The following is a 20,435-nucleotide window of genomic DNA, read 5'->3' as shown; positions in this document are numbered from 1 at the left end:
CGTCATCGTAAGTTTGTAAAGCAACAGCAGGATTATCAGATACAGAATATAGTTTTGTATTTAGGTTAAGATCCAGCAGAGAGAAGGAATAAGACTTTAGTTCGTCATTAGTCATATAAGACTCTTCGGTATGTTAGTCCCCTTCTCTCATTCTTATTACGAACTTGGACAGTTCATTAGGCCTTAGGAGCCTGTTTTTACGATTGATAAGTCATAATAAGAACTGCTGAAATCCTTTTTTTACGATTAGTACAAATATGGTAACAGGAATCGATTGTTCAAAAGATTATTTTGACATTGCAGTTTTAAAAGAAGGCAAAGTAGCTTTCAAGGGCAGGTTTGCTAACAATAGTAAAGGTTTTACGGATATGCTTCGGCATACCCAAGGGAGCCATGTTGCGATGGAAGCGACAGGTCCTTATTACTTCCAGCTGGCAAGATTTTTATATGATTCGGGAACACGTGTTTCAGTAGTTAATCCATTGGTTATACGCCGGTTTGCACAGATGAGATTGTCTAGAGCAAAGACAGACAAGAAAGATGCGATGGTAATAGCAGCGTTTGTACAGATGACCAGTCCTAAGCTCTGGGAACCTCCAACTGAAGCAATCCAAAGCATCCGCAATCTGGAAACTTATCTGGAGGGGCTTAAGCAAAGAAGGCACATGTTAGGTAGTCAATTGCATGCTTTTGAGGCCGCAGGCACAATAGATAGGCTATTGTATGATGAAATAACGGAGGAGGTTGAAAGCCATGATAAACGGATTGGGGAGAAAGAGCGCCAGATAGAAATCCTGATAAAACAGCACTACGCAGAAATGGCCTCTAATATCAGAAGTGTACCCGGTATAGGTCCCAGAAGTGTTTCTATGCTGATCATTGCTACAGATGGCTTCGGGATGTTCAAAAACTACAAGCAGGTCATATCTTATTTCGGACTGGCGCCCAGGATATATGAATCAGGTACAAGTGTGAAAGGTAAAGGTCATATCTGTAAAATGGGAATGGGACAGGTAAGAAAAGTATTATATATGGCAGCCGTTTCTGCCATAAAATGCAACAAAGCCTGTAAAGATCTCTACGAAAGGTTGAGGGGTAAAGGAAAACCTTATCGGGTAGCAATAATAGCAGCGGTAAACAAGCTGATCAAACAGGTATTTGCAATAGCAAAATCAGGGGAACCGTATAAAGTACAGCTCTCCTAACAGAATATTATTTGGAGAAAATTAAATTTAAGTTTGGATTTAAACACAGTTCATACCTACCGTTAGATTTACCGTCATAGCTTATTCGCTATTGTGATGATCGAAGAGACATCACTAAATTGACTTTATATGGACTGTAATCGTATTGCACATAAAAATGAATTTATGTAGGTTTGTTTTGTGGATGAAAAAAATAGATTTTTTATTGAAATAGCCTATGACGGCAGTGCATATCATGGTTGGCAAGTCCAACCAAATGCAATATCCGTACAGGAAAAATTAAATAACGCATTAAAAACATTCCTACGCTCAGATATCGAAACTATTGGTGCTGGAAGGACCGACACTGGCGTACACGCAAAACAGCTCTACGTTCATTTCGACTCTGAAAACCCGCTATTCTCAAACTCTCCAGAAAAAGCTCAGCAGTCCTTAAATGCCTTACTCCCTTACGATATTGCAATCAAACGCATTATTCCAGTTCATGCAGACGCACACGCCAGATTTGACGCGACTTCACGTAGTTACGAATACCACATGCATATATACAAAAATCCATTTTTGATTAATAAGTCATGGCAACTTCGTGAAGTACCCAATGTAGACAAAATGAACGAAGCCGCTGAAAAACTCTTAGGCACCAAAGACTTCTCCTGCTTTAGCAAATCAAATACGCAGGTCCATACCAATATCTGCACGATTACAGAAGCCAAATGGATACAAGAGGGGGATCATTTCCTTTTTAAAGTAACAGCAGACAGATTTTTAAGAAATATGGTGCGTGCTATAGTGGGGACACTTCTGAAAATAGGACAACACGATCTACCGATTTCCTACATTGACGAAGTACTAAATAGTAAAAGTAGATCCATGGCAGGTACCTCTGTGCCTGCTCACGGTTTATATTTAACTAAGGTTGTTTATCCGTACATAGAGATAGCTTAAACATATGAAAAAAGAGAAAATAACAGGGAGTACCTATGATAGTAAGTTGCTCAACAGGCTAGCAAAATATATGCGCCCATACCGTAGCACCTTCTGGGTATCGGTGGTATTAACTATTCTGTTAGCTGCTGTAGCCCCTGCTCTACCTCTTTTAATTGAACATACACTAGACAGCTACATTCTGAAAGGTAAATCTGATGGGCTAAACACCATGCTTGCATTAATGATGTTTTTGTTGGTGCTACAAACTATTATCAGATACTTTCATACACTAATGACCAATACACTCGGTCAATCGGTTATTCGTGACATCCGTATTCAAGTGTTTAATCACATTACAAACTTGCGATTAAAATATTTTGACAATACACCAATAGGTCGCCTTATTACACGGACAATATCCGATCTAGAAACCATCGCGAATATTTTCTCTGAAGGTTTGATACAGATTATCGGAGACTTGTTGCAATTGGTTGTGATCCTAGCCGTCATGTTTTATACGGACTGGAGGTTGACCTTAATTGTATTAGTTCCTATGCCATTAATGATCGCCGCCACTTACGTATTCAAAGAAGCAATGAAATCCGCTTTTCAAGGAGTTAGATTATGGGTTGCGAATTTAAATACATTTTTACAAGAACATATCTCGGGGATGGCCATTATTCAATATTTCTCCCGAGAGGATCAAGAGATGCGCAAATTTGAAGCTATTAACAAAGAACATCGAAATGCCCACATTCGCGCGAATTGGTATTTTTCCATTTTCTTTCCCGTCCTCGAAATCATAGTAGCAATCGCGACCGGACTATTAGTATGGTATGGATCCAAACAAATTATCGCGGATATCATTTCTCCTGGTGTAGTCGTTGCCTTTATCATGTATATCAACATGATATTTCGACCTATCCGTGAGTTAATTGACAAGTTCAACACCTTGCAAATGGGAATGGTTTCCGCAGAACGCATCTTTGACGTCTTAGATACGAATGAGTTTACACCAAATATAGGAGCTATTACACAAGCTAAAATCCGTGGTGCTATTGAGTTCAAAAATGTATGGTTCGCTTACAATGATGAAAAATGGGTATTAAAAGACGTTAGCTTCAGTGTCTCCCCAGGAGAAACATTAGCCCTTGTCGGTGCTACTGGAGCAGGTAAATCATCCATAATCAGCATCTTGAGCAGGTTTTATGAAATACAAAAGGGACAAATTCTACTAGATGGAGTAGACATCAAAGATTATGAGCTTAGTTTTTTAAGAAACAACATCTCTATTGTATTGCAAGATGTTTTTCTTTTTTCTGACACAATAAAAAATAACATATCGTTAAATGATTCTACGATTTCAATCGAAAAGATCACAGATGCGGCAAAAAGGGTAGGCGCGTATGAGTTTATCAACAGACTTCCTAATCAATTTGAATACGAAGTACAAGAACGAGGGGCTACATTATCCGCCGGACAAGCTCAACTAGTCTCCTTTATCAGGGCCCTTGTACACGATCCGAAAATACTCGTCTTAGATGAAGCGACTTCTTCCATAGATACCGAGACAGAAGAAATGATACAATCAGCAATAGATAATTTAATGGAAGGCAGAACAGCAATCGTCATCGCGCATCGGCTCTCTACCATACAGAAGGCAGATAAAATTATAGTTCTTGACAAAGGTGAGATTAAAGAGATTGGCTCCCATCAAGAACTGTTGAATATTGGTGGGTATTATAAAAAACTTTATGATCTCCAATTTAACTCCACAAGCATCTAAAAAAAATCCCCCAAGTCTAGCTCGGGGGATTTACAGTCTATAAAAAAGAGAGAGAAATAGTTATAAAACTGTAATTTGTGCCTAGACGTCTATTTTTCAAGAAAAACTAAACACACATCTAGGGCTTAATATCTATGACTAATTAATAAGCTGATAAACTTCTCGCATATAATAGGCTTCCTGCAAAACCATTGTAAAATCGCGCCACTCATCTTCTGAAAATGTAAATAAAATCTCCTGAACCGGAGTAGGCAGTAATATCCGGCATGTGCCATCCGGAAATCCCAAATACTCCTCTTCACCGATCTTCTTGTTTATTTCTTCGAGAAAACAATCGTATTGAAATGAATTAAACGTCAAAATAAAAGCCCCTTGCCATATATAATGATTTTTACATTTGCTGCAATAGTTGATTGTGGTATTACCCCTCGCACCCAAGGTTATTGACTGACACATAAGCTATACCTTTATTTAGATCAAATATAAATAAAAGGTTGGTAACAGCAAATCTTTTATTAATTTATTTTAGGTCGCTTTAACAGTTTCGAAAAACTTTTTTGATTTAAAATAAGCAATAAGGCCAATAACCCCAATCACAAACCACAGAAAATCAACAACAAATATATCAGTATATCCATCCTTGAACGTACTCCAAAACCAGTTTCCCGTCTTTAAACCGTTTACTATTGGTACACAAAACGACAACAAACTACCGACCAGTAGTGTCTCTCTATTGGTACGATTGATCTGCTTTCGCAACGTGTAATAGATAACGAGCACAAGCCAACTATAAAAATATGCGCTATAGATGAACGTCTGGTCGACCTGTGGACTCAACCTGATCGCGATAAAAGTAAATGCTGTAACTGGCAGCATCGTCAGACATACCGCCATAAATAGATTAGCCATCCATAAGTTGAACTTCCGCTTTCTCGGTATCACATTATTCTTATTTCGTGCAACAAGCCATATCAATATTCCCGAAGTGATCACCAAACAGCCCATTATTCCCAAAATAAAATAAATAGTCTTGACAGGATAGCCCCCAAAGTCTCCAAAGTGCAAGCGATAGAGTAAACTTCTTACCTTATCCACGTAGGTCGCCTCTATCATAGGCGATTTCTCTTCCACTACTTTATCATCGTGAATCCGATAGTCTATGATTCCTGTTCCAGCAAAACTCTTGTCAAAGTGAGGTTCAAATTCCATCACGATATGCATGTTGGAATCGGCATAGTTTTTTATATGAACACGGTTCATCCTTGCATCGGGCCATTTCGATTGTGCTAGACTTAGATAATCAGCCACGCGCACATCCTTTTCCATAGGCTTATACGCATACTCATGTTTTATCGCCCTGGAATACCCTAGATCTTGATACATTTTGTCCTGATCACCTTCGTACAACAACTTGCCAAATGGTATAGCTAGAACGGAATTTATTATCAAAAAAACACCCGTCACCGCATATAAAAACTGAAAAGGAAATCCAATCACACCGAGTGCCGTGTGCATATCTGTCCATACCGTCTTCCATTTATTAAAAGGTCTAAAAACAAAAAAGTTAGTTATAATTTTATCCCAATGCAGCATCAACCCTGTAATCAATGCAAACAAAAACAAAAAGGAGGTCACTCCAGCTACAAAGTAACCAAAAGGCGCAATACCGACCCGTATTGGCACTTCATTGAGTTGTGCTAAAAAGTGTAACCGATACAGAAACTCCGACATATCATAATTGCTATTGTAGTCGCCAGATTTTTGCTGGACAAAGTCATAGTTGAAATATTTAGTATCCGCATTACCGCGGCCTCGTCTTCTACCCTTTTTCTCCTCAGTCGCGGGCTTTGCTTTAGCAAGATTTTCCTTGTTCAGGACAGAGTCATTGGAAGCGGAAACATTCACATAAGCGCCAGCTCCACCTTGATTGATGTAAAAAGTGAGATCCCTGCCCCGTAAGTTCATTTCATCTCCCAAAGAATCAATCAACTTATCATAATTCTTCAAATCCCCTTTATACCCTATATAAGAGGTTCCTTTTTGCCAGGCGGCAATTTCGTCCCTAAAAAAAGAAAATGATCCCGCAAAAAAGATGACATACAGCAGCGCACAGATAATGATACCGCTAATCGTATGCGTATTAAAGTATATATTATAATTTCGAATATTCATAACTAGTTCTTAAGAAGGTAGGGGAGCGCGAACGCTAAAGTCAAGATGATATATCCCGCCCACACCTTCCATCCATTTTTGGACAAAAAAGCGATAAGCAACAATACGGCCCAAAGCGTATAACCTGTAAATGCAGCAGTAATAATAATATTCTTCTTCTCGAAGACCGACGTCAATAGCAAGTGAAATGACAACATAACGGTATATCCGCCAATAAAACCGGCGGTGATCTTTAGAAACCGTTGAAACGGACTACTCAAGTACTTTTTGTTTGCAGGCATAAAAATAAATAGCTAATTATCTAAAAAATGAAGAGCTCCAAGCTAAGGCTGAAGACAAATAATAGCGCCATTTGGTACCACCGAAATAGCGCGTATGGCGCCAAAAGGATAACCAGACTGAAAGCTCCCATTATATAGACTATTAATGCAAAGCTCCCTGCCCCTATTCCCTGCACCACCGTAATGACCACACCGCACAGCAAAAAAAGTAACAAACTAAATCCCCTAATAAGACTCCGTTGTTTGCTAAACTTTTCTAACCAAAGTGGTCTATTGACAAACTTGACCTTTTCACTGGAATGATAAAACAGAAAGGCAGCGAGTAGCATGATAGAAAACAGAATACTATACATCTTATATCAAAATAATCAGCTCCATTGTCCCTAATAGAGACAACGGAGCCAAAAGTTAATGGATTAATTTAAATGCTCAATAGCTGTGATGGTACCACCTTCTACTTTCAAACCTCTAGTTGCTGTCGCCGTACTTGCATCAATTTTGTAGACATAACCCACACCTGATGTTAGGTTCACACCGATATATCCGTTACGGCCGTCTTTAGGCGAATAATTATTACGCATTGTAAAAGAGCTAATTTCAAGTGCAGAAGGAAGTCCTGTTACTTTTTTGTACGTCTTGCTAACCACATTGATTACACCGATGGTTTTTCCTGTAGCATAAGCTCCCTTTTCTGCTTTTTCGTTCGAATAAACCACGAAGTTATTATTCCCTACATATAACCATGTTGTAATATTCAAACCTCCAGATACTTCCTCGAAATTGAAGAAATACGATTTATCAATCTCACCGGTCGCTGTATTGATCTTAACAACTGCTGAAGGTTTCGTAGAATTCATTTTTGTCCCGTCGGATGTTGCTACAGCACTCGAAAAAGCGTAAGCCTCATTGCTACTCGTCAACTCAAGTCCGTCTGTAAAATATCTCCCGATGAAACTGATACGGTCATCCTTAATTACCTTTTCCAGCTTCATTTCCGGATAAGAATAAACGGCTATCCAAGCTTGGTCAGGATAGGCTGTTCCAAACGTAGCGCTACAACAGCCCTTTACTGAAAAATAGGGTGCATAGACTTTATTACCCACCTGCTTAATCCACGAAAAGAATGTTAGTTCTCCAGGGGCACCGTTATTTGCCGCTAACTCCGCTGAGTTGATCGAACCTTGTTTATCAACTTGTAGTGTATTCGTATTAAAGCCATACCAACTAATTGTAGGGTTGGTAATATTCCGGGAAATCTTGGTCATCAAGATATCGTCATTTACTGGCGCAAACGCCTGAACAGTTTCTGTTACAGCATTAGCGATTTTACGCAACCCTCCGTTTTGAATATCATACACCGTGATAGCGCCTGGATTGCCCTGCCCATACAACATGCTATAAAATCGATTCTTGTACGTCACGTAATATCTATATGTACCGTCCTGCTCTACTCCTTGTCCCTTTATCGAGATAGCGCCGGTATCCAGACTACTCGATGTAAGCAGGTAATCAGCAACTCCTGTTGAAGCGGTTGGAGTCACCGTAACTATAAAGTTTCCGGGAGTTTTGTTGACAATATCGCTTTCTTTGTCTTGACAGGACACCATCATCCCCATAGTAGCCAATACCAATAGTGTGTTTTTAAATTGCATAATATATGTGTGTTAAAATTTATTATTATTTATAAAGTATCTTAGATTCAGGTAAAAGGCACGCCCCGGCTTCTGCATACTGAAATTATCGACCAACTTGGCATCGGTAATATTTCTCGCTTCTAAGCTCACATTGTACTTCCCATTTTTCAGACCATATACGACACTAACATCGTGGCTAAGCTGAAAAGGCGTTACCAATTTGATTTCAGAATTGGGGCCTCCTAAACTTGGCCAACTCAGCCAAAAAGAATCTACATAAAGTAAATTGTATCCTACATTTAGGTTATTGCCATGTCCTCCTACATTCTTGAAAGCGAAAGATACATCCGCATTCCAGAAATAATAAGGGATATTTGGCATCTGGTCACGGTATACACCACTCGGTATCTCTACGCCAGAATTTGGATCGCGATCTACCTGCTGCATGTTGATCAAATATTGATAAGTTAAGCTCCCTCCGGCACTGATAAAGTTCTTATAAGAGTATCGAAGATCCGCTTCTCCTCCATACGTCACAACACCATCTCTATTGTCTGCGATATATTTGCTTTGGTTATTGTTCAGTCGCTGATAGATAAAATCAGTAGCATCCCGATATATCAAGCTAGGCATAACAGAAAAGTTATGGTTCTTACCTAATCGGAAATTATAATTTACGCCAACATTTATATTACGACTTTGCTCGGGCTTTAGATTAGGATTTGATTCTTGATTCTCTACATCACCAAATATCTGATAAGGGGTAGGCATCTTGCTGGTCAACTCGTAAGAAGCCTTCATTTGCATATTGGGATTAATGAAATAGGCGGCAGCAAAACCATATCCTAATCTGCTCATCAATTGCCTCTGCGCATCTCCATTTTTATTATTTTGATGATAGTGTTTCAAGAATGCTGTCGTGCTCCACTTCTCGGCGACTTGATACTGATAACCCATCGCGACTATATTCTTCTGTGTTTTCTTCGCTAGCTCATACTGTGTATTAACAGGATTTAGCTCATCGGTCCCCTTTCTATTGAAAGTGTTAAAGACATTATTGAGACTAAAATTATGATTTTCGTTCAGGCTATAGGTAACTGTTGCCGTAACAAGACCTTCATTATTGCTATACTTGTATAGGCTTCGACTACGTTCGCCAGAAGTCGGCGGTAACCCCGCGTTGGTATCACCAAACCAATCAAAGCGTTTAGCTACCGTGTCGATATTTTGCTCTTTACCAACGTTAATATTAGCATTCAAAATAACGTCCAATCCTTTGATGAGATCCTTTTTACTGTATTTTAGGGTCGGCATCACGGTGTTGCCCCTTCGATGCCAACCTCCAAATACCGCATCTATTCTCGCTCCTGTCTGAATCTCCTTGTAATTTTTTCCTAAAACTATTCCCAATAAGAGCTTATCCGCAAACGGCTTATTCACGAATCCCAGATTCGCAATCATAGATTCATTATGATACTTATCGTGAAAGCGTGATACTCGACCAGGTTTTGTATAGTTCTCCCCACGATTGTTGTAAGCGTCGATATCAACCTTATAATTATTGTCCGAATAATTTTGGAAGGCATTCAATTGAAAAGTCAACCCCTGCTTATTCGTAACGGCTGTATTGATCACCGTGCGGTGTGTATTGAATGAACCGTACGAATAAGACACGTCTACATAATTATGTTTCTTATCTCCAGTGACAATATTAATAGCACCACCTAAGGCATCCGAGCCTAGCCATACTGGTACTACTCCCTTATAAACTTCTATTCGTTCTGCTAGATTGATTGGAATATTATTAATTTGGAAGGAGGAACCAAAATTTTCCATTGGCACACCATCCAAAAAATAGCGAACGTGCTCTCCAGAAAACCCATTCAACGATAGATTAAAACTAGATCCCAACCCACCATTTTCTCTAACCCGTACACCAGCCACGCGATCCAATGCTCCAGCAATGTCTAATGTCGTATTATGCAGTTTAGTCGCATCGATAGCGGTTACATTATAAGCCTGACGGTTGACTTCTTGTGTCTTTGTAAGACCCATAACGTGTACAGTCTCAATATCGGACTGTTGTTGCAAGGTAAAGCTCAAGTGAGTTAAAGTTTCCTTCAGGACCAACGACTGTTTCTGAGACCGATACCCTACAGCAGAAACATCAATATCAATGTTTTTCTTTTCTAGGCCATTGACCTTATAACTCCCCTCCTTGTCTGTGAACATCACAACGCCATTTACTCTCACTGTCGCATTTTGAAGAGCCTCCCCCGCCGAAGACAAAACTCTTCCATTAAGCTCAAAACGCTGTATCTGAGCGTTCCCACAGCCAATCCATCCAGATATAAAAATCAAGACGACGTATTTTAAAATTTGCATTTCTTATCTTTTACAGTATCTAAAATGGAGCATAGTCCATCTATAATTCATTTGCCGCTGGATTTCTTCGATATGATATTATTGCAAGCTTGCCGACTTATTGCCAATAATATCTACCTTTTCGATTTATTGTACGATTATACTCGATGTTGTACCTTGCCAAACCTTACTATAAGACTTATTATGCCATTGTCCAGATTCCGCTTTATTTACAGCAGCTTCGAGTACATATATCCCTTTCCAGATCGCAGGAAAGCTCACCTTGCCATTCGCATCAGCTTTGAAAGTTTTGCTCCATCCCTCCTGGCTCATGACCAATAGATCTGCGTCGGGAACAGGTTTACCGTCCTGAAGTACTACAGCCTCTATCATTTGCCCGTTTTCATGTACTTTAGGTTGTACCTGAATACAGAATGGCAGGTTTAATAATGCCGCATTAGTGTCCCCTACCGAGACCAATGCTGTAGAAGAAAATTCATACTTTGTAGTACCTCCTAAATCTTTCGCAACATGAACTACTGACAATGTGTACATCCCGTCTTCGGTAGGCGTAAACGTGCTTTCAAAATGATCGCCAGAAATAGATTTGCTTAATTCGATTTGCTTGTTAGAAGGGCTGGTTAAGATGATTTTAAAATCCTTTACATCAGAATACCACTTATCGATAGACTCGATCTCGTTGGTAGCATACTCCCCATAAAAAATTTTGACTTGATGCGCTTTATTTTTAGCAGCAATAGGACTTGATTCGATCCAAAGGGCATGAGCCGAGACTGCCCCCCAAGATAGTAGACCAAGAATGGTTAAAAAAAAGTAATTAGTGTAATTTTTCATAATATATTGAATAGTGTAATTGTTTTTTTATTCAACCGATTATGAAAAGAATACAAGATTTTTTCTATCTTGCATTTCCTTCCATATTTTACAGTATCGGGGGTGATCTGTCTCTATATGAGGTCAGATCCACTAATATCAGTTGCCGCTGATGTTAGATTTTGCGTCATGCAGAGATTGCCGTCTCTAGCATGACGCTCTTTTTTAAATTCAGTATTCTAATACCCAACTAGAAAATAATTTCTTATAAGTCTTTTAGCAACCTTAGAAACATATAATCAAATAGATTTTATTTAGACTTATTACAAACAATGGCAAATATAAGAGGTTTAATCTGTTATTTGCAACAAATAATTTACTTTTTTTTTAAAAGCGATCGCGCATGTCATGGCTATTACCTCTTTCGGACATCATGTCCGAACTTCTTTATTATTACGTTTACTATTAAGCTATCCTTTAGCTAGGGTTAACATAGCCTTAACCTAGCCTTAGCCTAGTTCACAGCTATATTAATACTATATAATCAGTAGGTGAAAAATAACTTAATATTGAACTTAGTAATAACAAGCTATCAACTTGACCAGAAATAAATAGGAGACAAATTGGGAAACTATCTGCAGAGTTGGATCCCACTAAAATAGTTTCTACTGAATGTGAAAAAGGAAATTGGCATTTGGGACTTGGAAAGCTGAGATAAAAAAAAAGGACTGTCTCTATTTTTGCGAGACAGTCCCTTTTTATACATAATAACTTAACTAATTCAATCCTCTCTTTTTCATCAAATGGACTGGATCCGGATCTTTTCCTCTAAAGGCTCTATACAAGGCAGCAGGATCTCCTGTTCCACCTCTTTCAAGAATATTCTTACGGAAAGATTCTGCTGTCGCTTGATCAAAGAGCCCTTTCTCTTTGAAAGCAGCATAAGCATCCGAGTCTAGCACCTCTGCCCAGATGTACGCGTAATAACCAGCGGAGTAGCCCCCAGAAAAAATATGTTGAAAATATGTACTTCTATAACGAGGAATAATAGCGTCGATCAAACCGATCTTAACCATAGCTGCTTTCTCAAAAGCATTAGCGTTATCCGTTATTGGGGATGTGGTAGCATGGTAGTTCATATCCAATAAAGAAGCGGAAACATATTCTGTCGTAGCAAATCCTTGGTCGAACGTGCCGGCCTTGTCCATCTTTGCGATCAAAGAATCTGGTATAGCTTCTCCCGTTTTATAATGTTTAGCATATGTCTTTAAAACCTCTGGATCAGCAGCCCAATTTTCCATGATCTGTGATGGCAATTCCACAAAGTCACGAGACACCGATGTACCTGCCAGGGACTTGTACTTTACATTAGAGAATAACCCGTGTAAAGCATGTCCAAATTCATGGAATAAAGTAGTTGCTTCGTCAAATGTCAGTAATGCTGGTTGGTCTCCTACTGGCTTAGTGAAATTACAAACAATAGAAATTACTGGAGCAACACGTTTCGAATCTTTCGTTTGTTGACTACGGTACGAAGTCATCCAAGCCCCTCCCCGTTTTGAATCACGTGGAAAAAAATCTGCATACAGCAAACCTAAATGCGAACCATCCTTATCTTTCACTTCGTAAACTTCAACTTCCTCATGATAGGTAGGCACATTATTTAAGGCCACAAATGTAATTCCCCATAATTTTGTTGCTGTGGCAAATGCGCCTTCTCGAACAGCAGACAAACTGAAATAAGGTTTGATTTCCTCTTCATTCAATGCAAAACGTTTTACACGGATTTTCTCCGCATAATATCTCCAATCATAAGGTGCTACCTTGAAAGTATCTTTTGCAGCATCAATCTCCTTTTGAATATCAGCAGCTTCTACCTTAGCTTTAGCCAGAGCCGGGCCCCAAAGCTTATTCAACAAGCTATATACATTTGTAGGATTCGCAGCCATAGATTCCTCTAGAACATAAGCAGCGTGGGAGGCATATCCTAAAAGTTTAGCTTTTTCTAAACGTAAATTAGCAATCTTTACTAATGATTCTTTATTGTCATTATCATTACCATTGTTGCCACGGGATTGGTATGCATTCCAGATCTGCTTACGTAGTTCTCTGTTATCTGCATATTGCAAAAACGGCATTACAGAAGGATTAGAAAGGGTGAAGACCCATTTCCCTTCTTTGCCCTTTGACTTAGCTACATCTGCAGCGGCTGCAATCAGCCCCTCAGATAGTCCTGCTAAATCTTCTTCTTTGTCAACGACTAGCTCATAAGCATTAGTCTCAGCTAGTAAGTTTTGCCCATATTGTGTAGTCAACACAGAAAGATCTGCATTGATTTTTTTTAACTTCTCTTTATCTCTGTCCGTCAAATTAGCGCCCGAACGAACAAAACCTTTATAAGTCTCCTCCAACAATTTTTTGTCCTCTGCATCAAGACCTAAAGCATCCTTCTTTGCATATACCGATTTGACTTTAGCAAAGAGCTTAGCATTGAGTTGGATTTCATCACTATGCGCCGAGATAAGTGGCGCGAGATCCTTGGCGATTGCCTGTATAGTATCATTTGTATTCGCAGAATTCAGATTATAAAACACCGTGGAAACATTACCTAATAATGATCCCGCATTCTCCAATGCAACTATTGTGTTTATAAAATTCGGTTCTTCTGTATTATTGACAATACTATCGATCTCTAAATTGTGCTTTTTAAGAGCCTCTTCAAAAGCGGGGCGAAAATGTACATCTTTTATCTTATCAAAAGGGGGAACATTAAATGGCGTATCGTAGGCCGCCAATAATGGGTTATCAGAATTCGTCATTTTTTCTTCGTTATTACATCCTACAAACATAGAGGCAACAACTAAAAATGGAATGAAGCTTTTTTTACTCATTTCAATCTATTTATTTTTTCATCTAATTTTTTCCGTTCCAATAATTTAGGAGGGGCGTATGCAAACTTAGATAAATTTCATGACAAATTCTTCCTTCACCGCTTATTTACCAATGTTCACCGAAAATATCTAAAAAGATTCAGGTCTCCTCCTTACTTTTGCGCTTAGATGGTTCAGCCGTCTCAAATTTAACAGAATGAGTACATTAAAACATTTTTTTTGGTGGTGCGCAGGGGTTCATAAAGAAACATTATCTCGATTTCCCGAAGAACATAGCAAATACGTCAGTATCGGTGCGACCATTTTCTTTACTGGGCTTTTTGCAAGTTTAGCAGGAGGTTATGCCCTTTACTTTGTGTTTAGCGGCACTCCGTTTAGCTTATTTTACGCCTTGTTATTTGGAGCAATATGGGGACTAGCTATATTTAACCTCGATCGTTATATCGTATTGAGTCTGGATAAATCAGGGAGTACATTCAAACAACTATTACAGGCATTGCCACGCATTCTACTTGCTATCCTGATCGGGATAGTCATTTCCCGTCCCTTAGAGCTTAAAGTCTTTGATAAAGAAATAAAAGAACATCTACGTGTCGAATACTTAAGGCAACAACACGCGAGCATAGATACACTAAACAGGACCTTTGAAAGCAAGTACCTTGTCGAGTACGGGCAGTTGCGAAGTTTAAAAGCGCAAGCAGATTCTCTAGAATCAACTCTAAAAATAGCGAGACAGCAGCTCAATCACGAGATCTTCGGCACTAAGACAACCGAAACATCTGGTGTCTTAGGTTACGGCCCTTACGCTAAAATGAAAGAAGAAAATCTAAAAAAAGAAGCGATTCTTTTAGACACACTAAGGAATAGAATCCAAAACAAAGAGAGTCAGCTATTATCGAGGAAAGAGAAGGAAGGACTGCTTGATCAATCCATACTATCGGCAAAAAGTTTAGATAGTGCTGTGAATGTAGCAGGTTTTGCCGACAGAAATGCGGCTTTAGCCAACTTGCATAAAAATCCGGATGGCACAGAAGACAGCTCTACAAAGTATGCCGTCATTTTTATCGCATTGCTATTTTTATTCTTCGAATGTTTACCTGTTTTTGTCAAGTTAATGAGTGCTAGAGATACCTATGACGCGGCAATACATGATCAGCGTACAATACATTTCTTTGAATCAGCCTCTAACGTCGATGTAGAAAAAAATGCCCTAAACAAACTCGTCCCACAACGAACGGACATCGCCATTCAAAAGCGATTGGATAAGCTCACGGAGGATTATGAAAATTCGAAACAGCCCTAAGTGACAAAAATAAAATAGTTGTTTATTAAACCTTTTATCCTTTTTGGAATCATATTTGGTACAGATACAAAAGATATTAATTAAAACAAGCAACAGAAAATGAACAAACAATTATCTAAAATCTTTACCATTTTATTTGGACTCTTAAGTTTAACGACGATAACTATGGCACAATCTGTATTAAAACAAAGCACAGATATATTTCCTACTCCTGAAAAAGGATATAAGAAAATGATTATTGAAGTCCCTCATTCCAAAAACGACGATAGTAAAAAAATAGAATTCACTGTCGGAAAATGGATGGAAGTGGATGGTTGTAATCACTTCTCTCTACAAGGAAAACTTGAGAAAAAAGATCTACAGGGTTGGGGCTATGATTATTATGTATTTACGACCAATGGTCAAGTAGCGTCGACACAAATGGCTTGTCCTGGGGCTCCTAATCGCCATCTTTTTGTTTCGGCGCAGCCCGAAATGACACGTTACAATGGTAAGTTACCCATAGTAATTTATGTCCCAGAGGAATACGAAGTGCAGTTCAAAATCTATAAAGCAGAAGAAGATGTATACGTTGCGGCAGAGGAGCGCGTAAAGCAGAAATAGAAAAAGAAACTATCGATATAAAAAAGGCCGGTCAATTGACCGGCCTTTTTTATATATTACTGAAACTTCTTCGCATTTACTTTACGCTCATTTTCAGTAAGATAAATCTTACGTAAACGCATAGATTGCGGTGTCACTTCTATGTACTCGTCTGCTTGGATATACTCCATACATTCTTCAAGAGAAAACTTAATCGCTGGTGCGATACGAGTATTATCATCAGAACCAGAAGCACGCATATTTGTCAACTGCTTCCCTTTGGTAACATTGATTGTTAAATCATTATCACGGATATGCTCGCCTAAAATCTGTCCTTCATAGATTTCTACCCCTGGATCTACAAAGAAACGTCCACGATCTTGTAACTTATCGATAGAATAAGCTGTAGTAGAACCTGTATCTAAAGAAATCAATACACCTGCCATACGCTTAGGAATAGTACCTTTCCAAGGTTCATAACCTTTCAAACGGTGCGCCATGACAGCCTCTCCTGCTGTAGCTGTCAATACATTATTACGTAGACCAATAATACCACGAGAAGGAATAGAGAATTCCAAATGTTGCATATCACCTTTGGCTTCCATAATTAGTAATTCACCTTTACGCTGCGTTACCAATTCGATCACTTTACCAGAAACCTCAGCAGGCACATCTACCACCAATTCTTCGATAGGCTCACATTTTACACCGTCAATCTCTTTTACAATTACCTGTGGTTGGCCCACTTGCAATTCGTAACCTTCACGACGCATTGTTTCAATCAACACAGACAAATGGAGAATACCACGACCATATACTAACCAAGCATCAGGCGACTCTGTAGGAACAACACGCAGAGCAAGGTTTTTTTCTAATTCCTTTTGTAAACGGTCATAAATATTACGGGAGGTAACCAACTTACCCTCTCGGCCAAAGAAAGGAGAGTTATTAATGGTAAACAACATATTCATTGTTGGCTCATCAATGCTCATAACCTCCAATTGTTCAGGATTCTCGAAATCTGCAATAGTATCACCAATATCGAATCCTTCGATACCAACAACAGCACAAATATCCCCTGCATGTACCTCTGGAACTTTAATACGTCCTAATCCTTCAAATACTTGTAATTCCTTTACACGAGACTTAACGATTTTACCATCGCGTTTCACAAGAGAAACAGGTTGATTCTCTTTGATTACTCCACGAGCAACACGACCGATTGCAATACGTCCCACAAATGTAGAATAATCCAAAGAAGTCACTTGCATTTGCAAAGTTCCTTCAGAAACTTTTGGTGCCGGAATATGCGCTACAATTGCGTCCAGTAACGCAGTAAAATCTGTCGTTGGTTGCTTCCAATCCGTAGACATCCAACCTTGTTTTGAAGAACCATATAATACTGGGAAATCCAACTGATCCTCGGTAGCGCCCAAATTGAAGAATAAATCGAACACGTTCTCATATACCTCATCAGGACGACAGTTTTCTTTATCGACTTTGTTAACCACAACAATTGGTTTGATACCTAAGCCCAACGCTTTGCCTGTCACGAAACGTGTCTGTGGCATTGGTCCCTCAAAGGCATCTACCAACAATACGACTCCGTCAGCCATCTTCAATACGCGTTCAACCTCTCCGCCGAAATCGGCGTGACCAGGAGTATCAATGATGTTGATTTTAACATCTTTGTATTTTACAGCTACGTTTTTTGAAACGATTGTGATACCGCGTTCACGTTCTAGATCATTATTATCCAGGATTAACTCTCCTGCGTTTTCGTTTTCTCTAAATTGATTGGTAAAGTAAAGAATCTTATCGACCAACGTCGTTTTACCGTGGTCAACGTGTGCGATAATCGCGATGTTTCTAATATTTTGCATCCAGCAAGTAAATTTGTTTTAAATTCAGGGTGCAAAGATAATTATTTTACACCTCAAATTTTAGTGTTTTATATTATTATTTTGTTATATTTTGTTTTTTTCAACTTAATTTTCAAACACTTAAATGCAAAAGCAGACTTTTTTAGAGCTCTACCAACATTTAACTAGCGTTCGTTCAGCAGGCATTTCCTTTAATAGAAAGAGGTATTAGCGTTGCTAATACCTCTTAAATATCTCAAACAGGTATCTCACTACTTAATTACTCCTAACGCTTTTCCAACTTTAGTAAAGGCCGCAATAGCCTTATCCAAATGTGCTCTATCATGTCCGGCAGATATCTGTACACGAATACGTGCTTTACCTTGAGGTACAACAGGGTAGTAAAAACCAATCACATAAATACCTTCATCCAACATCTTAGATGCAAATTCCTGTGCCAGCTTTGCATCATAAAGCATCACTGGTACAATTGGATGAAATCCAGGTTTGATATCAAAACCTGCTGCAGTCATCTGCTCGCGGAAATACAACGTATTTGCTTCCAATTTATCGCGCAACTCCGTAGTCTCACTCAACATATCCAATACCGCTACGGACGCCCCTGTAATTGCTGGTGCCAATGTATTCGAAAAAAGGTATGGTCTAGAGCGCTGACGCAACATATCGATAATTTCTTTCTTGCCCGAGGTAAATCCACCGGAAGCGCCACCCAAAGCTTTACCAAGAGTACCTGTAATAATATCAACACGGTCGATAACATTAAATAGCTCGTGCGTACCTCTTCCAGTTTTACCAATAAAACCAGAACAGTGTGACTCATCGATCATTACTAATGCCTCATACTTGTCGGCTAGGTCACAGATTTTATCCAATGGTGCTACAGATCCATCCATTGAAAATGCACCGTCTGTAACGATTATTTTATGACGAGCGCCCGAAGCCGCTTGCAATTGGGCTTCCAAATCCGTCATATCGCAATTCTTATAACGGAAACGCTGTGCTTTACATAGACGTACCCCATCAATAATAGAAGCATGATTTAATTCATCGGAAATAATAGCATCTTCGGCGCCAAATAAAGGTTCAAAAACTCCCCCGTTGGCGTCAAATGCTGCCGCATACAAAATAGTATCCTCTGTACCTAAAAACTTAGACAACTTCTCTTCCAACTCTTTGTGCACATCCTGTGTTCCACAGATAAAACGCACTGAAGACATTCCGTAGCCATACTTGTCTACAGCATTCTTGGCCGCTTCAACAACCTTAGGGTGTGAAGACAACCCCAAATAATTGTTCGCACAAAAGTTGACGACCTCTTGTCCGGTACTTACTTTAATGTCTGCTCCTTGAGGGGTTGTAATGATACGTTCCTCTTTATAAAGTCCTGCTTCTTTGATGGCAGCCAACTCTTTTTCCAATGCTGGCTTTAACGTTTTGTACATATGAAAAAATTAAAAAATCTAAAGTTATAATTTTAAAATATCCAAAGCGTTAGGGCCTTAGAACATTTAATTTTAGTCCCAAAGATAGCAGAATTTTACCACACCACATTACGAAATCGTTTGTCTGAATATTATCAAATCCAGATTATTTAGTCCGTGTCCAGGTTTCAGACCGCCCAAACATACTAATACCTATGAATCCACGAATATCCAAAGCATCATTCCCCTTAAGTTTCATTTTACAACTGTATGTCTTACCGCTTTTAGGGTCATAAATTTCTCCGCCCTCATAAGAGGTACCTTTTTTTGTAAAATTGTTAAGAATCACCACGCCATTTAGAGCGCGAGATCTCAATTTTTCATCCGGATTTTTTGTGTCTTTTTTTGACTTATCTTTAACGAGATACAACTTACCAAAAAACTTTCCATTCGATTCGTAGATTTCTACCTTCCCCTCTCCACTGGGATTTAACCACGTCCCAACAATAGGGTCCTTACCTTGCGCATAAGATACAATAGTAAAAAGTAGCGCTGCAAAAGAAAATAATAACTGTCTCATACTATAATTAAGTTTAAAATACACATTAAAGATAAGACATTTTTGTATGCACGCATAATAATATCTTATAAACAGCTTATTGGAAGCTTACAAATAACCACGAGCTATTACATCGTTTGGCACCAATTTTGAACGCCATTCTACAAAAAACAGGTACTATTATGAGATTCATTATTTCCCTTTTATTGACAGGATTAGTTGTTGTCATTGCAGCTTATGTTATTCCTGGAGTACAGGTTGCTGGCTTTGGGTGGGCTATCGTCACAGGCTTAGTCATCGGCTTTGTAAACGCCATTGTAGGCGGCATATTACGACTATTTACTTTTCCACTAAACTGGCTTACCTTTGGCTTAGTTTCTTTCATCATCACCATTCTAATGATTATGTTAAGCGACTCCATCATGGGATCCAAATTTGATGTCTCTGGATTCTGGAACGCAGCACTTTTCGCCATCGTAGTTGCCGTAATTGAAATGCTATTGGGTAAAATCATCAGCAAAGAGAAGTAAATTTTAATCCATTAAAAAAGCCCTTGTTGGAATTGTCAAGGACTTTAAGGTTAATATAGGAAT

Annotated in this window: 17 protein-coding genes; 6 read left to right on the top strand and 11 right to left on the bottom strand. The window is 38.9% G+C overall.

What is annotated here, in order from left to right:
- Positions 1-257 precede the first annotated feature (257 nt).
- The 3 genes from B5X76_RS19110 (at position 258) to B5X76_RS19100 (ending at position 3,918) form a co-directional block, all read left to right on the top strand.
- Positions 258-1,205: an IS110 family RNA-guided transposase gene (locus B5X76_RS19110; protein ID WP_079642830.1), complete on the top strand. Its 948-nt coding sequence runs from the start codon at positions 258-260 to the stop codon at positions 1,203-1,205.
- A gap of 180 nt (positions 1,206-1,385) precedes the next feature.
- Positions 1,386-2,150, top strand: coding sequence for a tRNA pseudouridine(38-40) synthase TruA (truA, locus tag B5X76_RS19105; protein ID WP_079645526.1), 765 nt, complete (start codon positions 1,386-1,388; stop codon positions 2,148-2,150).
- Positions 2,151-2,154: 4 nt separating this feature from the next.
- Entirely contained in the window at positions 2,155-3,918 is a 1,764-nt protein-coding gene (locus B5X76_RS19100) for an ABC transporter ATP-binding protein (protein WP_079645525.1), read from the top strand.
- A gap of 138 nt (positions 3,919-4,056) precedes the next feature.
- Here B5X76_RS19100 and B5X76_RS19095 read toward each other — a convergent pair whose 3' ends face one another.
- The 8 genes from B5X76_RS19095 to B5X76_RS19060 all read right to left on the bottom strand — a co-directional run bounded on the left by B5X76_RS19095 (position 4,057) and on the right by B5X76_RS19060 (position 14,094).
- On the bottom strand, positions 4,057-4,374 hold the full coding sequence (locus tag B5X76_RS19095) for a hypothetical protein (RefSeq protein WP_079645524.1): 318 nt from the start codon (positions 4,372-4,374) through the stop codon (positions 4,057-4,059).
- A gap of 69 nt (positions 4,375-4,443) precedes the next feature.
- A complete protein-coding gene (locus B5X76_RS19090; RefSeq protein ID WP_079645523.1) occupies positions 4,444-6,090 on the bottom strand; it encodes a PepSY-associated TM helix domain-containing protein in 1,647 nt (548 codons plus the stop codon).
- Positions 6,091-6,092: 2 nt separating this feature from the next.
- Positions 6,093-6,371 carry a hypothetical protein gene (locus tag B5X76_RS19085; protein ID WP_079645522.1) on the bottom strand — a complete coding sequence of 93 codons (279 nt, stop codon included), beginning with the start codon at positions 6,369-6,371 and terminating at the stop codon, positions 6,093-6,095.
- 20 nt (positions 6,372-6,391) lie between these two features.
- Positions 6,392-6,724 (bottom strand): hypothetical protein, encoded by a 333-nt coding sequence (locus B5X76_RS19080; protein WP_139375401.1) that lies wholly within the window; start codon positions 6,722-6,724, stop codon positions 6,392-6,394.
- A 63-nt stretch (positions 6,725-6,787) separates the two neighbouring features.
- The gene (locus tag B5X76_RS19075) at positions 6,788-8,023 is read right to left on the bottom strand and encodes a DUF4374 domain-containing protein (RefSeq protein WP_079645520.1); all 1,236 of its coding nucleotides are present in this window, start codon (positions 8,021-8,023) and stop codon (positions 6,788-6,790) included.
- A 12-nt stretch (positions 8,024-8,035) separates the two neighbouring features.
- Positions 8,036-10,390 (bottom strand): TonB-dependent receptor, encoded by a 2,355-nt coding sequence (locus tag B5X76_RS19070; protein ID WP_079645519.1) that lies wholly within the window; start codon positions 10,388-10,390, stop codon positions 8,036-8,038.
- A 126-nt stretch (positions 10,391-10,516) separates the two neighbouring features.
- Positions 10,517-11,224, bottom strand: a complete 708-nt coding sequence (locus B5X76_RS19065; protein WP_079645518.1) for a DUF4198 domain-containing protein — start codon at positions 11,222-11,224, stop codon at positions 10,517-10,519.
- Positions 11,225-11,979: 755 nt separating this feature from the next.
- On the bottom strand, positions 11,980-14,094 hold the full coding sequence (locus B5X76_RS19060; RefSeq protein WP_079645517.1) for a M3 family metallopeptidase: 2,115 nt from the start codon (positions 14,092-14,094) through the stop codon (positions 11,980-11,982).
- A 196-nt stretch (positions 14,095-14,290) separates the two neighbouring features.
- Here B5X76_RS19060 and B5X76_RS19055 point away from each other — a divergent pair, with 196 nt between their 5' ends.
- Positions 14,291-15,397, top strand: a complete 1,107-nt coding sequence (locus tag B5X76_RS19055; RefSeq protein WP_079645516.1) for a DUF4407 domain-containing protein — start codon at positions 14,291-14,293, stop codon at positions 15,395-15,397.
- A gap of 99 nt (positions 15,398-15,496) precedes the next feature.
- Entirely contained in the window at positions 15,497-16,000 is a 504-nt protein-coding gene (locus tag B5X76_RS19050) for an ecotin (protein WP_079645515.1), read from the top strand.
- Positions 16,001-16,056: 56 nt separating this feature from the next.
- Here B5X76_RS19050 and typA read toward each other — a convergent pair whose 3' ends face one another.
- The 3 genes from typA to B5X76_RS19035 form a co-directional block, all read right to left on the bottom strand.
- Entirely contained in the window at positions 16,057-17,862 is a 1,806-nt protein-coding gene (gene typA / locus B5X76_RS19045; protein ID WP_079645514.1) for a translational GTPase TypA, read from the bottom strand.
- A gap of 251 nt (positions 17,863-18,113) precedes the next feature.
- Positions 18,114-19,304 (bottom strand): glycine C-acetyltransferase, encoded by a 1,191-nt coding sequence (gene kbl / locus B5X76_RS19040; RefSeq protein WP_079645513.1) that lies wholly within the window; start codon positions 19,302-19,304, stop codon positions 18,114-18,116.
- A gap of 145 nt (positions 19,305-19,449) precedes the next feature.
- On the bottom strand, positions 19,450-19,863 hold the full coding sequence (locus B5X76_RS19035; RefSeq protein ID WP_079645512.1) for a DUF2147 domain-containing protein: 414 nt from the start codon (positions 19,861-19,863) through the stop codon (positions 19,450-19,452).
- A 161-nt stretch (positions 19,864-20,024) separates the two neighbouring features.
- Between B5X76_RS19035 and B5X76_RS19030 the strand changes: the two genes are divergently transcribed.
- A complete protein-coding gene (locus tag B5X76_RS19030) occupies positions 20,025-20,372 on the top strand; it encodes a phage holin family protein (protein ID WP_139375400.1) in 348 nt (115 codons plus the stop codon).
- Positions 20,373-20,435: the final 63 nt, after the last annotated feature.

The sequence above is a fragment of the Sphingobacterium nematocida genome (assembly GCF_900168125.1).
In the GTDB taxonomy this organism is placed as follows: domain Bacteria; phylum Bacteroidota; class Bacteroidia; order Sphingobacteriales; family Sphingobacteriaceae; genus Sphingobacterium; species Sphingobacterium nematocida.
Note: the sequence above shows the minus strand (reverse complement) of the source record. Positions and strands in the feature narration are given on the sequence as shown.